The sequence below is a fragment of the Enterobacter sp. MGH 37 genome, assembly GCF_000534515.1.
In the GTDB taxonomy this organism is placed as follows: Bacteria; Pseudomonadota; Gammaproteobacteria; order Enterobacterales; family Enterobacteriaceae; genus Enterobacter; species Enterobacter kobei.
This window is the reverse complement of record NZ_KI973205.1, coordinates 2,117,225-2,131,216: the sequence shown is the minus strand read 5'-3', so window position 1 is coordinate 2,131,216 and position 13,992 is coordinate 2,117,225. Positions and strand designations below refer to the sequence as shown.

The following is a 13,992-nucleotide window of genomic DNA, read 5'->3' as shown; positions in this document are numbered from 1 at the left end:
GAAGCGTTAACTAAAAGGGTATTTTTTAAATGCCGCCTGGTTTTCGAAAACGTCGGCAACCGCCTGAATCTTTTTAAAATCCCCGGCGTTAACGACGTGAGGGATCATTGACTGAATAAATGTCCAGATAACCGTACTGGTGACAGCAACCTGATCGGCCACCGCATTTTCCGGACGGGCTTCCAGCAGCGCGTTCCATTCCCGACAGGCAGCCAGCAGCTGGACGGTAATACGTTCTATCCACGGATTATGTTGTTTCTCCGCCGGGCGCAGGTTGTGTTCGTACACATTTTGCACAGCTTTCTCCGCGGCGGCGAGGATAAAGCCCAGCGTCTGGAGATCGTTCGCCAGTGCATCCGGCGTCACGGGCAGGAGTCTCCGTTCAGGCGCGGCCTGAGCCTCAAAATAATTCAGTATGAGAGACGAGTCCATCAGACGTGTTCCATTCTCCAGAACCAGCGTTGGCGCTTTTACCGCAGGGTTAATCCGGGAAAATTCCTCAAATGTGCTGAATACGGACAACGGCTGGCTTTCAAACGCAACGCCATAAAGTTCCAGGGAGACCGCCACGCGGCGTACATAAGGAGAATCCATCATGCCAATCAGCTTTATCATGATTCCAGTTTTCCTGTCTGTGTGAAAAAACGCTTCATTGAAGATGATAAACAGACATTACAATAAATTCGTTATGGCGAATATCATCAGTATCTTACGGCCTGAGTTAGTATTACTGACAGATTGGCCGGTTAGCGTTTATCAGATTCAGTCTATGAGGGAGTGGTTTCATGTCGGATTTTCCACCTATCGCAAGTTTGCGTAGTTTTGAAGCTGTGGCTCGCCTTGGCAGCGTAACGCTTGCGGCGAAAGAGCTTCACGTTACCCATTCCGCCATCAGCCAGCAGATTAAAGTGCTGGAGGAAATGGTGGGGGTGAAGCTGTTTATCCGTCATGGGCGAGGGGTGCAGATCAACGAAGAGGGGCGTCTCTACGCGTTACAGGTGCGCGAAGCGCTGAATCATATCGCAGATGCTACCCGGTTAGTGCAGGTGAAACCGAGAATACTGGAACTGACGCTGGCGATGGTGCCGTCTTTTGGTTGTCACTGGTTGTTGCCGCGTCTGGAGCGGTTTCGGGAAAAATATCCACACATCACGCTGCGGATCCAGGCCAGTCTGACGATCACCAGCATGCAGCAGGAAGGGATAGATGTGGCGATACGCATGGGGAAAGGTAACTGGGAAGGAAGCGACTGCCATTATCTGTTTTCAGATGAACTGATTGTGGTTGCAGCACCCGGTTATAACGGCGGCATCCTCCCGGCAACGCCAGCAGAGGTGGCAAAGAGTAAAATCATATTCTCCATGGAGTCGTGGAAAACCTGGTGTTTCAATGCGGGACTGGAAAAAGATATTGTGCCCGGCGGGTTATGCATTAACGACTCAAATTTAGTCCTTGAGGCTGTCAGACTCGGTAAAGGTATCGCGCTGGAACGTCGCTCTCTGGTACAGGATGCCATCACCCGGGGCGAACTGGTCCAGCTTACCCCTTTCACTGCACCTTATCCCTGGCCTTACTGGCTGGTGACATCGCAGTTAACGGAAGCGAAACCGGAGGTGGCTCTCTTTAGTGAGTGGCTGGATGAGGAAGTGGCGGCCTGGCGTCAGTTGACAGGGGCAGTGGAAAGTAACGGCTAACAGAAAAGCAAAAAGCCTGCTCTAAAAGCAGGCTTTTCAAATTTGGCTCCTCTGACTGGACTCGAACCAGTGACATACGGATTAACAGTCCGCCGTTCTACCGACTGAACTACAGAGGAATCGTGTGAACGAGGCGAATAGTAGCGACCTCAGTTCGTCTTGTCAAAGGGGGAAAACGTACTTTTCGTTCGTTTGCCGACAATTTCAGCAAATCGCTGATTTTATAGCAAATTCGTGCTGAAATTACGCAGCAAATTGCGCCGCCCGCAGGCGGCGCACAGGATTAGAACAGTACGGAGTAGTTCAGACCAAACGTACGGCCACGGCCTTTATAGGTATACAGACCTGGCGCACCGTAGGTTGGGCTATACAGCCCCGGCGCGCGCTGGCCCCAGGCGGTGGTGTAGTCTTTGTCCAGCACGTTTTCCACGCTGAAGCTCACTTTACCCACCGGCAGGGCGTAGCTGCCCAGGAAGTCGACCGTGTTATAGCCATCGATCTTCTTGCCGTCCGCATCTGACACGTCAAAGGTCTGCGTGCTCTGCACGCGCAGGGTCCAGTCGCCCGGCGCCCAGTTGACCCATGCGCTGGCTTTAGACGGGCTGGCGCTGTCTACCGTCAGCTTCTCCCATTTGCCGTTTTCGCGGGTTTCAGACTTAATGGCGTTAAAGTTCGCGCCCGTGCTCCAGTCGCTGTCGGTGAAGAAATAGTCCACCTGGCCTTCAATCCCGTAGATACGACGCTTGTCGTCTTCGAGGTTGATGGTCATGTCCGTCTTGTTGATGGTGATCGTTTTGTCCGAGAGCGAGTAATACGCCGCGACCTGGGTACGCAGGTTATCGCCGGTGTAGCGCCAGCCCAGCTCGTATGCGTTGACCTTGATGCCGTCAAGCGTCGAGTCGTTCACGTTCACGCTATTCAGCAGGCGATAGTGACCGTTGCTGAGCTGATAAGTCCCGGAACCGTAGTACTTCGCCAGATCCGGAATTTCAAAGCCCTGGGAGAAGTTAAACCACAGCTGCTGCTGTTCGGTCAGACGACCGAGGATCCCGGCGTTGAACAGGAAGTTATTGTAATCGGTTTTCCCGCCCGGCACCGCGTCTGCGGAGGTGGCTTTCCCGGTTGCAATGGCCTGCTGCTGGGCGTAACCCACAAAATCGTCCACCTTGTTTTCGGTGTACTGGTAGCGCACGCCGCCGCTCAGGGTGATGGCGTCAATGTCGTAGCTGGCCTGCAGGAACGGGGCGAGGTTGGTAATGCTGTAACCCGGGTAGCGGCCCACGTTATAGGCGTTATCAAGCTCCATGCCGCCGCTCGCCGCTGCTTTGCTCAGATCAAAGAACTGCTGATTGGCATCGAAGGTTTCATGGTCGGCATCCACACCCCAGGTCAGGGTTAAATCATCCATCGGTTTGCTGTTCAGCGTCAGCTTGCCGCCGTAAAAATCGGTTTTCTGCTGCGACGCACCGATGCTGCTCACGACGCCTTTGGTCAGGGTCGGGAAGGGGTAGTAGGTCAGGCTTTCGTCACGATAGTAAATCTGCGCAACCAGATCCTGGCCCCAGAAGTCGGTATTGGAGTATTGCAGGTTAATCAGATGACGCTCGGTACCCGGTATACGGTCAGAATCGAGATTACCTTTGTTATAGGCAGTCGCATCGCCCGTGACCGCCGAGAAGTTTTTCCCGAGGTACAGGCCATGCTTGCCGTCGGACTCGCTCTTATAGTACTGCGTCGTGAGCTGAAGCTGCTGGTGTTCATCAATGTTGAGGGTGCCGGTCCCCATCACATCAATACGGTCGGAATACTGTAAGCCGGTCTGGGTGTTATCAATGATCACCTCGTCGCCGTTGCCGTCATACCAGCCGCCGTAACGCTGATACGACACCGACAGACGACCCGAGGCGTTGTCGTTGCCGCCGCTGACCGCCGCCGACACGTTCTCATCGTGGTCGTTGTGGCTGTTAAAGCCGCTTTTTGCTCCGGTCTGGAACTCAACTTCGGTCTCCGGCTGGCCTTTTTTGGTGACGATGTTCACCAGGCCGCCGGTGCTGCCGCCGCCGTAGAGGGACGTGGCGCCGGAGATCACTTCGATACGGTCAATGTTGAACGGATCGATGGAGTCGAGCTGGCGGCTGTCGCTGCGGGAGGAGTTCAGGCGCACGCCGTCCACCATCACCATCATCGAGCGGCCGCGCAGGTTCATACCGTAGTTGGTACGCCCCTGGCTGCTGACGTCCATGCCCGGGATCAGCTGCGCCAGGACTTCTTTAATCTCCTTTCCGCCCTGAACCTGCTGCTCAATTTCAGACCGTTCAATAACCCACGTGGTCTGCGCCATCTCGGCCACGCTGCGGTGTGCACGGCTGGCGGAGACCACGATATTTTCTTCCTTTTGTTCTTCCGCCCACGCAGAGGTAGAAAGCATTGCAAGCAAGCAAGGATTTAAAACCCAAAGATGAGAACGTTTCATTGTTATGTTGATCCTGATTGTGTGTGTCAGTACTCGGTCGTTTTCTCTAACGCGTTAAAAACCGGGCTGCTGTCCTGGCTGGCGGTGGTGCGCCAGTGGATAACGCCGGGTGTGGTAGCCAGCTCAAATGGCTCGTCAGGATGCGCGCGGTTAAGAATGCGTGCGGCACGCCAGGCCATCAGGCTGAGCTGGGGTTCAGCAATGCCGAGACGGTGCATCCCGGCATTGACGGCAAACAGGCGGTTGCTCTGCGGGCCGTCCCATTCGAGGGTGAAATCGTTGTTGATGCAGAAGGCTTCGTCCGTATCCAGATGCAGGCGGTGAGACAGCGGGGCAAGGAACGCAGGCTGCACGGCGCGGTAACCGGTGGCAAAGATCACCACGTCGGTATCCAGCTGTTCGCGACCGCCGTCGAGATGATGCTGTATGCTCAGACGCTGACCGTTTTCCTGACGCGCCAGTGACGTCACCGAGCGGGACGGCAGAAGGTGCGCCCACGGTTTTTCGCGCAGCACCTCAAAGCGGTGATACATGGCGCGGTAAATTGCCAGCAGGGACTCGGTGGTAATGCCGTCAGAGGTCATCTTCTGCTCGTGCAGCATCTGACGACGGGCCTCTTCGCCGAGCGTGGAGAAGCTGTCCACATACTCCGGCGTGAAGTACTCGTTGGCGAAGGCGGCTTCATCCAGCGCGTTATAATTGTTACGGCGCGACACCCAGTTCAGGCTTAGCGGCTGGCCCCATTCCCCGCGGAAGATATTTAAGAACAGGTCGGCACCGCTCTGGCCGCCACCGACGACGGTCACGCGCTTGCCCGCTAAATTTGGCGTGCGCAGCATCATCTCGCTGGCGTGGAAACAGGTGTCGTCCTGCACCGTCACGCAATCCGGGAGGTTAATCTGTTTGCCAATCCCCACGCAGACGTGGCGGGCAAAGAACCGATCCCGCTGGGTCACGACCTCAAACAGACCGCTTGTCTCATCAAAGCTCACCTGTTGCACCTGCTGGCTGAAGGCGAGATTGGTGAGGTTTTCTGCCGCCCAGCACAGGTAATCGGCAAACTCTTCGCGAGACACCGTGCGCTGTTCGGTGGTCAGGAAGCTGTAGAACTTTTTACGCTGCACCAGGTAGTTCAGGAAGCTGTGGCGGTTGGTCGGCTCCACGGCGCTGACCAGATCCTTCAGGAAGCTGGTCTGCATGTGGCAGTCCGGCACCATCATCCCCGGGTGCCAGGAGAAGTGCGGCTTGCGCTCAAGGAACAGTGAGCTAAAACCGTCCAGCCCTTCTGCCAGGGCGGCGATGCTGAGGTTAAACGGGCCAATACCAATGCCGATGAAATCATAGGTTTTCATTGCGCTGACTCCCGGGAGGCCAGAAAAAGAGGGTTATCAAGGTCGGTAACGTAGTTCGGCAGCATGCGGCTGCCGCCGTCATGCTCGGAGAAGGTCAGTTTGACCGGGTTGAGGATCACGCGAATAATTTGCGGCTTAAACAGGTCGAACATCGCGAAACGTTCCGCAAGCTCGGGGTGCGCAGCCATATACCGGCGCAATACCCCCGCCAGGATTTGATAGAAACGGATTTCGCTCACGCCGCATTGCAGGGTGAGACGCGAGATAAAGCGCAGCACCGTCACAAAGTTACCGGTTTGCAGGTCGTGGATGATGTAATCCGCGCTCAGACGTGCCGTAACGTCCTTCACCTGCGCCGGCAGGCTCTGCGCCTGCGGGAAATCTTCGTCCACCAGACGCATATCACCCTGGAAATCCTTCAGCAGGATGCGCTGCGGCACGTAGTTTTTCATCACCAGCGTTACGTTCTGACCGTGGGCGATCAGCGCCACGCCGTAGCGGCAGAGCAGGTGATAGAACGGGATCACCGTCGCGTCGAACAGCTTTTCCAGCCACGCGTCGGCGCTTAGCCCCGAGCGCTTAATCCACGCGTCGATCAGCGGACGCCCGGCGTTATCGGTTTCCATCAGCGCCGCCATCAGCACCGCCTGTTCACCGTCTTCTAAATAACAGGACGGATTCTCGCGCCAGATCACCCCCAGCATCTCCTGATAGCGGTAGGGCGCTTTCGGTAATGCGGCATAGCCCGGATGCGACAGATATCCGGCGGCGGGTTCACCCAGTACCTGCGCGCCGCAGCGAATCAGCGTGGCGTCAGAGGCGAACTGCTGCTGCAGCCAGCGTGAGGCCAGCGGCCCGGCGGCAATGTATTTGCCCGGAATGCCGCGATAGCAGGAGGTGTTATAGATGGTCAGCGGCAGCTTGATGTCAAACGGCGCGCGACGGCTGGCGTTGGTGAGCGTGCGCAGGGACTGCTGCGCCAGATATTCATCGCCAAACTCGCCCAGCTCCACCATCTCACCACGCGAAAGCTGCGCCAGGAAGTGAATGGCAATTTTCTGCTGCCACTGCCATGGGTGTAGCGGCACGGGCAGCCAGCTTTCTTCGAGCCCCAGCGCCTGCCAGCGATGCTCAAACCGGACGCGCTCGGCGTTGTCCATGGTACTGGCAAGCAGATTCTGAATGTCGCAATCGGCGTCGCTGCTCCAGACCAGGTGTTCACGCTGAACGGCAACCCAGTGCAGACGAAAACGTCCGCGATACTCAGGCGCGTACTGATGCAGGGCATCCAGCCCCCATCCGCGGCGGCCTTTGTTGAAAATAAACTTAGGATGACCGCTCATCAGACACTGTAATTCATCCGGGTCGAGGTGGATCAGCGCGTCGGCATCCAGCGCTTCACGCGCCTGGAGCAGCTGAATATCACCGCGCAGCGTGGCGTAAAGATCTTCCATATGCTCCGCCGTTTGCGCGTCGCTCATCTCCAGCACGGTCGCCAGCTGCAGCAGCGTGCTTTCCGCTTCCACGGCGGCGCCGCTGGCGGTGGTCAGGGTATCAGGATCGATATGCAGCCAGCCCCAGATCCCGCGCGTGGCGCGAAACTGCCAGGACTCCGTGCCCATGGTGATGCGCCAGCCGTCCGATGAAACCGGCTCAGCGCGCAGGGTACGTTCGTATTCCAGCTCGGCGAGGATCTTCGCCACCATCTCGCGGTTTACTTTCTGCCAGAGCGCGTTCACAGTTCCACCTCATGGAAGAAGCGGTGACGCTCGCTCACGATCAGGCGCGAGCGCTTGTGCGGGAAGTCGAACTCTTTTACGGTGTCGAAACCGGCGGACGCCAGGTGGCGGAACAGGCGTTGGTTGTCGAAGCGCGGCTCGGCCACAATGCGCGTCGTGCGCGGTTCATCCAGATACAGGTAGTGGCTCAGACCGCGCAGCCAGCTGCGGATGTACTGCGCGCCGCGCCAGCGCTCTTCGCCCACCAGCATATGCAGCCCGCGGTCGAACGGCTGCCAGCGGTAGTGGCGGCCAATGCGGTCTTCAGGTGCCCAGTAGAGTTCAAAGTAGCCGAACGGCTGGTCGTCGAAGCAGCCGATAACCGGGTAGCAGTAGGTCGAGTCAAGCTGACGGCGCAGGTAGTTTTCCTGTTCGGCCTGCGGGCCGGCCATCTCCCAGAAGGCGTTCACGCGCGGGTTGTTCATCCATTGCGTGAATCGTTCGCCATCCAGCGCCACGTCGGCCACGCGGAAGCTCAGCGTGCGTTTAATTTGCGGATCGTAACGGCGATACACCTCACCCTGCGGGCGGCGAGGGCGCTGCGGGAAGTACAGCTGACGGCTCTCATCAAACTGCATACCGTTGCTCGTCTGCGGTCGTTCGCCTTTCAGCCAGAGCGGCAATTGCCAGAAGGTTTCACGCGCCAGGTAATCCCCGTGGACCAGGCTAAACAGCGCCTTTGCCTGAGGTTCATCCTGCCAGGTTGCCCACGGCAGCGTAATGCCGGTCAGCGTGGGTGCGGCGACAAACAGCTGATCCAGCGCTTCCACCAGCCAGCCCGCCGGGATAGCCCCGAGACGCTCCAGCACCGCGCTGCCGTCGAGACCTAACGTCAGCGGCAGCGCGGTATCCGTTGCGGTGCAGCGAAAGCCGAAGCCAGAATGGACGATATTCGCGATGGCCATTACGCCTTCTCCTTGTAGAACGGGTTGCTAAAGTCGAAATAGATCACCGCCGGATCGGCGATGGTGTTTTCGTTGCGATCGTGCAGATAACAGAAGAAGTTGCCTTTGCAGTTCCAGGTCGGGCTGTCCAGCACGTAGTCAAGGCAGCGGGTCTGCTTCGCCGTACGGCGCAGCGCGATTAGCGCATCACGCACGCGCGCCATCAGGCGCTCTTCACTGTCGAAACCGGCGGCGGCAAGGGCGGCAGTCACCGCAAGGGTGGAGTTCAGCAGCAGGTAGTAAGGGAAGTAGCGCAGCAGCTGGCTCTCACCGAAGCGGTTTTCCACGTCAGTTTCACCCGCCTCTTTCAGCCACCCGTCGGCTCCTTCGGTCCAGGCGCTGCCCTGGCAGTCACGGTAGATAAGCCCGACGGGGAAATCCTGCTGCATCTCAACGAGGATATTTTGCTGGTGGGCGAGCAGCACCAGGCCGTAGTCCGCCTCGGCGCTGAACAGAGGGAGTAACACGCGGTCGCAATAGGCGTCCAGCCAGCAGCGTGCGGCCTGAGCGAGGGGTAAATCCAGACGCTGGCTCAGACGACGCACTGCCGCAGCCAGCAGGCTGTCACCGCCATCCGGGGCGGCCTGGGTCAGGCTGACCAGCACGTTGGTCTGCGTGTCCGGCGTATCAAACAGCAGATTGACGCGCAGGGCCATCAGGCTCTCTTCCTGCACCACGCCGTTTTCGTCACGCAGCCCCGCCCAGCCGTCTTCCTGCATCACGCGCATCGTCGGGTAGCGTGCCTGAAGCGTTTGCCAGCGTTCCGTTTTCGCCAGGCGCGCCAGGCGCATCCCGCGCTTAACTTCTTTCACCGACAGCGTGCGCACGGAATTGGTCAGGCGCACGCTGAGGGAGAATTTAATCATGTCGCTGTTGGTTTCGCTGTACAGCGAGCGGGACGAGCTGGTGGGCAGCCACTGTGCGCCCGCTTCGCCCAGATCCTGCAATGAACCGTTTTCCACCAGACGCTGGCACCAGGCCTGACCCAGCAGATGCTCTGCCTGCCATGGGTGCATAGGCAACAGCCAGCGCGTGTCGGTGAAGTGGCCGAGCAGCTCAGGCGCGCTCTGGGCGGCGAAGCGCAGCAGACGTTCGCGCAGGGAGACGTTCAGGCTGTCACCAGCAATGCGCGTGCTCTCAACGGCAAACCAGCGCAGCGGGAAACGGGAGGCAAAATCAGGCAGATAGCGTCGCGCTTCGGTTTCGTTGAATGGCTCGTGCGACTTCGGTGCCGGGTGAAATGCGTGGCCGACCAGCAGCGCCTGTTCTGCTTCAGCAAACGTCAGCGGTTTATCACGCAGCGTGGACCAGCTGTGGCGCAGGTCGATCGCCTGCCAGGTATGCGCATGGCTTTCCAGCACGCGTTGCTTAAAACGCGCCAGCGTATCGGCATCAAGAACGCCTTTTACTGATGGTTTTTCAAGAAGTAAATCAACCAGTTGGGTATATGTGACGGCGTCACCGCAGTCGCTATCGCTCTGGATAAGCGTTGCCGGGAAACAGTACTGATGGTGCTGGGTGGGGGAGAAATAGCGTACCGGAACCCGCAGGGCCTGAGCGGGAGAAAGCGGGATATGAATATGCGCCAGCTCATCCGCAGCGGCTGCGGGGAGATAGCGCCAGTCCGTCGTTTCGCGCAGCAGGGCGTTTAAAAAACACTGGGCCGCAACGTCTGTACCGGCGGAGCGGGGCAGAGTACGCATAGATGTACCTCATTCCATGATTGATAATAATTCTCGTTATGATATTCATTCTATTTACACTCGCAACCATTTTTGCAATATTTGTTTTCATAAACTTCATAATTTCCACACATTTATTGACACTATGTTCACATTCTCATGCGCGCTAATTCAGAAACGCTGACTGAAAACGTCACCTCTAAAGCCAACTGGCCGCTGGCACTCTGTGCAGGTTTATTGGGCATCGGGCAGAACGGTTTGCTGGTCATGCTCCCGCAGCTGGTGAACCTGACCGGGCTGTCGCTCTCGGTCTGGGCCGGGCTGTTAATGTTCGGCTCCATGCTTTTTTTACCGGCATCGCCCTGGTGGGGGCGTCAGAGCGAGCGACGCGGCTGTAAGGTCGTGATGGTGGCCTCGCTCAGCGGCTATCTTGCCAGCTTCGCCGTGATGGCCGTGGTGGTCTGGGCAATGGCGGCCGGGTTGCTCCAGAGCAGCTGGGGGCTGGCGGGGCTGATCTTTTCGCGCCTGCTCTACGGTTTAACCGTGTCGGGGATGGTGCCTGCCGCCCAGACCTGGGCTATTCAGCGTGCGGGGCTGGACAAACGCATGGCGGCGCTGGCCACCATCAGCTCCGGCCTGAGCTGCGGCCGTCTGCTGGGGCCACCGCTGGCAGCATTGATGCTCAGCATTAACCCGGTGGCACCGCTCTGGCTCATGGCGATTGCGCCGTTTATCGCTCTGCTGCTGGTGCTGAGAGAAGTGGCAGACCCTCCGCTGCCGCCGGTGGCGCATCAGGCGACCCGTCTGCAGGTCTCTATGCTGCCGTTCCTGCTGCTGGCGATGCTGCTGGCGGCGCTGGTGAGCCTGATGCAGCTTGGCCTCACGCCGCATCTCAGCCCCTTGCTGGAGGGCAACGCCCGTGAGATCAGCCACCATGTTGCGCTCCTGCTGAGCCTGGCCGCGCTGGCCACGCTCGCGGCGCAATTTTTGATTGTTCGCCCGCAGCACTTCAGCCCGCTGACGTTGCTCTGTATGGCGGCGGTATCGATGGTGGCAGGACTTGGGTTGATGTGTATTGCCGGGCTGGCGCTGTTCTACGTGGGAATTGCTGTCACCTCGCTCGGCGCGGCGATGGCAACGCCGGGCTATCAGCTACTGTTGAACGATCGGCTGACCACGGGGAAAGGCGCGGGCGCGATCGCCACCAGCCATACGTTAGGCTACGGCGTCAGCGCGCTGCTGGTGCCCGTCGTCACGCGCTTTTTCGGCGAGCAGTATTTAACGATGGCGGCAGGTGGAATGGCGGTGCTGTTTTTCGTACTGAGCATCGGGGTACGGTTAACCGGGCGCACCCCTGTCGAAAAAAATTAATGTACCTGGTGAGGGGAAGGGCCGACCGCCTCATTTTGACGCAGACGCTTAAGCGGATCCTGCTGATAAAACTGGGTAAAACGCTGCCATAGCGCCGGGAAACGTGGGGCGAAGAGTTCGGGGGCGCTGAAGAAGTACTCTGAAAGCACCGCGAAGCACTCTGCGGGGTCGGTCGCCGCGTAGGCATCAATGCTGGCGGCGCTTTCGCCCACGAGATCGATCTCGTCCTGGATGTTATCCATCGCCGCATGCAGATCGTGCTCCCATCCTGCGACTTCACGCAGCGGGATCAGCGGAACACCGCTGGCGCGATCGCCGTTGCGGGTATCCAGCTTATGCGCCACTTCATGAATGATCAGATTAAAGCCTGACGCGTCGAACGAGTCCTGAATGTCGAGCCAGTTCAGGATAATCGGCCCTTGCTGCCAGCTTTGTCCGGACTGTACCACCCGCTGGTTATGTACCAGCCCGATGTCATCCTCCCACTCATCGTCGACGATGAACGGCGCCGGGTAGATCAGCACTTCGTGGAAGCCGTCCAGCCACTCGATACCCAGTTCAAGCACCGGCAGGCAGAAAAGCAGGGCGATACGCGCGTTTTTCAGGGGATCCAGCTCGAACCCCTGCAGAGGAACCAGGCGTTTTTGCTGCAAAAAACGATCCGCCAGCTGAACCAGTTTTGACTGTTCGTCCGGCTGGAGATTCGCCAGAACAGGGATCGCCAGCGCGTCATCCCACGGCAGCGCCATATCCCGGCCAGCCTCATTCGTTTTCCAGGGCCACTTAATCATCGCTTTGCTCGCAAACTCGTCACTTGAACAAAAATGGGAAAGTCAGGTTCAGTTAAGATGCCAGAAAATGGCTTATTTCTACACTTCCAGCCTGAATAAACTATCATTTCGTACAGAGCAGTGGGTATCGCTTTGCAGGCATCACCTTCATTTTGTGATGTCTGTCGTAGCCTTTATCCGCAGCCCGAGTGAATAAATCAGTCCGGTATTGAAAAGATGAGTGATTTCAAAGGTAACAAGCAGAACCTGCCCAGTCGGGCGTGTGTGCACTGCCAGCGGCCCATGACGTGGCGCAAGAAGTGGGCGAAATGCTGGGATGAGGTCAAATACTGTTCTGAGCGCTGTCGCAGGAGCCACCGTTGACCGAACTACGCCTGATTCTGGGCGATCAGCTCAATCCACATCACAGCTGGTTTGATACCTGCAGCCCGAATGTCATTTACGTTATGCTGGAACTGCGGGCAGAAACCGCGTATGTCCTTCATCACGCTCAGAAACTCATCGCTATCTTCGCGGCCATGCGCGCGTTTGCCGCTGAGTTAAAAGAGAAGGGGCATCGGGTAAGGTATGTCCGGCTCTCTGAGGGTTCAAATCGCGGCGCGCTGGAAGATAATCTCAACGCGCTTATCGCACATTACCGTGCTGGCAGGGTGATGTGGCAGGAGCCCGATGAATGGCGCCTTGATGCGCAGTTGCAGGCGTGGGCGAAAACGGCGACCGTCGAGACGACCTGCGTCAGCAGCGAGCATTTTTTCACCTCCCGGGAGCAGGTGAGCGCGTTCTTTGCATCGCGTAAAAGCTGGCGAATGGAATATTTTTATCGGGAAATGCGTCGTCAGCATGGCGTGCTGTTGACCCCGGAAGGCGAGCCCGAAGGGGGGAAATGGAATTTCGATGCTGAAAACCGCAAGCGCTGGTCCGGTGAACCGCCTGCTCCGGATGACTCTCGCATCTGCCACGATCGCTCAGCATTATGGGAAGAGATCCAACGCTGCGGCGTACGCACCTTTGGCGAACCGCAGGCCAACACTTTTCGCTGGCCAGTCGACCGTGCTGAAGCTAAAGCCCGGCTGGATGCGTTTATTTCGCACGTCCTGCCCCAGTTTGGTAACTGGCAGGATGCAATGCACACGGAAGAACCTTTTCTTTTCCACTCTTTAATTTCATTTGCGCTGAACACCAAAATGCTCAATCCCCGGGAAGTGGTTGCCGCCGCCGAGCAGGCATGGCGCTCGGGTGATGCGCCGTTGCCTGCTGTCGAAGGGTTCATCCGGCAAATTCTTGGCTGGCGGGAGTATGTGCGCGGGATCTACTGGTCGCAAATGCCGGGCTATCGGGAGCTGAATGCGTTAGAGCAGCACACCCCACTGCCGCAGTGGTTCTGGACGGGCAAGACGCAAATGCGCTGCCTGGCGCACGCCATTGGACAGTCGCTCACGGAGGCTTACGCTCACCATATCCAGCGCCTGATGATTATCGGGAATTTTAGCCTGCTCGGTGGTCTCTCGCCGCAGGCGGTACATGAATGGTATCTGGGCGTGTATATTGATGCGTTTGAGTGGGTGGAGTTGCCCAATACTCTCGGCATGAGCCAGTTTGGCGATGGCGGTTTACTGGCCAGTAAGCCTTATGTTTCAAGCGCGTCTTACATCCATAAGATGAGTAACTACTGTCAGGGATGTCGGTATCAACACAATCAACGCACCGGCGAGCTGGCATGTCCCTTCAATGCGCTTTACTGGGATTTCTTTGTGCGTAACCAGGCACGTCTCGGTCACAACCCCCGGCTGGGCATTGTCTTTAAACAACTCGCGGATATGACGGAAGAGGAACGGCACGCTATTGCTGAGCGCGCCGGACACATTCGTCTCAATCTCAACGACCTTTGAACGGCATTCCGACACCGC

Annotated in this window: 11 protein-coding genes and 1 tRNA gene; 4 read left to right on the top strand and 8 right to left on the bottom strand. The window is 57.8% G+C overall.

Going from position 1 to position 13,992, the window contains the following annotated elements; genetic code table 11:
• Window positions 1-6: 6 nt before the first annotated feature.
• On the bottom strand, window positions 7-615 hold the full coding sequence (locus tag L383_RS13550) for a glutathione S-transferase family protein (RefSeq protein WP_014884434.1): 609 nt from the start codon (window positions 613-615) through the stop codon (window positions 7-9).
• 170 nt (window positions 616-785) lie between these two features.
• Between L383_RS13550 and L383_RS13555 the strand changes: the two genes are divergently transcribed.
• Window positions 786-1,694 carry a LysR substrate-binding domain-containing protein gene (locus L383_RS13555; RefSeq protein ID WP_014884433.1) on the top strand — a complete coding sequence of 303 codons (909 nt, stop codon included), beginning with the start codon at window positions 786-788 and terminating at the stop codon, window positions 1,692-1,694.
• Window positions 1,695-1,737: 43 nt separating this feature from the next.
• On the opposite strand, the gene L383_RS13560 is transcribed toward L383_RS13555, so the two are convergent.
• From L383_RS13560 to L383_RS13585, 6 genes are all read right to left on the bottom strand, one after another.
• Window positions 1,738-1,813 (bottom strand) — tRNA-Asn (locus L383_RS13560).
• Window positions 1,814-1,977: 164 nt separating this feature from the next.
• A complete protein-coding gene (locus tag L383_RS13565) occupies window positions 1,978-4,167 on the bottom strand; it encodes a TonB-dependent siderophore receptor (protein WP_023330840.1) in 2,190 nt (729 codons plus the stop codon).
• A 26-nt stretch (window positions 4,168-4,193) separates the two neighbouring features.
• Window positions 4,194-5,519 carry a lysine N(6)-hydroxylase/L-ornithine N(5)-oxygenase family protein gene (locus tag L383_RS13570; protein WP_023330839.1) on the bottom strand — a complete coding sequence of 442 codons (1,326 nt, stop codon included), beginning with the start codon at window positions 5,517-5,519 and terminating at the stop codon, window positions 4,194-4,196.
• Window positions 5,516-7,258, bottom strand: coding sequence for an IucA/IucC family protein (gene iucC / locus L383_RS13575; RefSeq protein ID WP_023330838.1), 1,743 nt, complete (start codon window positions 7,256-7,258; stop codon window positions 5,516-5,518). Before iucC ends, L383_RS13570 begins: the two co-directional genes overlap by 4 nt.
• Window positions 7,255-8,202 (bottom strand): GNAT family N-acetyltransferase, encoded by a 948-nt coding sequence (locus tag L383_RS13580; RefSeq protein WP_023330837.1) that lies wholly within the window; start codon window positions 8,200-8,202, stop codon window positions 7,255-7,257. The genes iucC and L383_RS13580 overlap by 4 nt, the downstream gene beginning before the upstream one ends.
• A complete protein-coding gene (locus L383_RS13585; RefSeq protein WP_023330836.1) occupies window positions 8,202-9,944 on the bottom strand; it encodes an IucA/IucC family protein in 1,743 nt (580 codons plus the stop codon). Before L383_RS13585 ends, L383_RS13580 begins: the two co-directional genes overlap by 1 nt.
• Window positions 9,945-10,082: 138 nt before the next feature.
• On the opposite strand from L383_RS13585, the gene L383_RS13590 reads away from it, so the two are divergent.
• A complete protein-coding gene (locus L383_RS13590; RefSeq protein WP_023330835.1) occupies window positions 10,083-11,294 on the top strand; it encodes an MFS transporter in 1,212 nt (403 codons plus the stop codon).
• Here L383_RS13590 and mtfA read toward each other — a convergent pair.
• Entirely contained in the window at window positions 11,291-12,085 is a 795-nt protein-coding gene (gene mtfA / locus L383_RS13595; protein WP_014884426.1) for a DgsA anti-repressor MtfA, read from the bottom strand. The genes L383_RS13590 and mtfA overlap by 4 nt on opposite strands.
• Window positions 12,086-12,301: 216 nt before the next feature.
• Here mtfA and L383_RS24995 point away from each other — a divergent pair, with 216 nt between their 5' ends.
• Together L383_RS24995 and L383_RS13600 are read left to right on the top strand one after the other, a co-directional pair.
• Window positions 12,302-12,448 (top strand): DUF2256 domain-containing protein, encoded by a 147-nt coding sequence (locus tag L383_RS24995; RefSeq protein WP_014884425.1) that lies wholly within the window; start codon window positions 12,302-12,304, stop codon window positions 12,446-12,448.
• On the top strand, window positions 12,445-13,974 hold the full coding sequence (locus tag L383_RS13600) for a cryptochrome/photolyase family protein (RefSeq protein WP_023330834.1): 1,530 nt from the start codon (window positions 12,445-12,447) through the stop codon (window positions 13,972-13,974). The genes L383_RS24995 and L383_RS13600 overlap by 4 nt, the downstream gene beginning before the upstream one ends.
• The last annotated feature ends 18 nt before the right edge of the window (window positions 13,975-13,992 follow it).

Excerpts from the sequence above, each read along its gene's own strand:
- L383_RS13550 (WP_014884434.1), bottom strand. The coding sequence starts at position 615 with ATGATAAAGCTGATTGGCATGATGGATTCTCCTTATGTACGCCGCGTG.
- L383_RS13555 (WP_014884433.1), top strand. The coding sequence starts at position 786 with ATGTCGGATTTTCCACCTATCGCAAGTTTGCGTAGTTTTGAAGCTGTG.
- L383_RS13565 (WP_023330840.1), bottom strand. The coding sequence starts at position 4,167 with ATGAAACGTTCTCATCTTTGGGTTTTAAATCCTTGCTTGCTTGCAATG.
- L383_RS13570 (WP_023330839.1), bottom strand. The coding sequence starts at position 5,519 with ATGAAAACCTATGATTTCATCGGCATTGGTATTGGCCCGTTTAACCTC.
- L383_RS13580 (WP_023330837.1), bottom strand. The coding sequence starts at position 8,202 with ATGGCCATCGCGAATATCGTCCATTCTGGCTTCGGCTTTCGCTGCACC.
- L383_RS13585 (WP_023330836.1), bottom strand. The coding sequence starts at position 9,944 with ATGCGTACTCTGCCCCGCTCCGCCGGTACAGACGTTGCGGCCCAGTGT.
- L383_RS13590 (WP_023330835.1), top strand. The coding sequence starts at position 10,083 with ATGCGCGCTAATTCAGAAACGCTGACTGAAAACGTCACCTCTAAAGCC.
- mtfA (WP_014884426.1), bottom strand. The coding sequence starts at position 12,085 with ATGATTAAGTGGCCCTGGAAAACGAATGAGGCTGGCCGGGATATGGCG.
- L383_RS24995 (WP_014884425.1), top strand. The coding sequence starts at position 12,302 with ATGAGTGATTTCAAAGGTAACAAGCAGAACCTGCCCAGTCGGGCGTGT.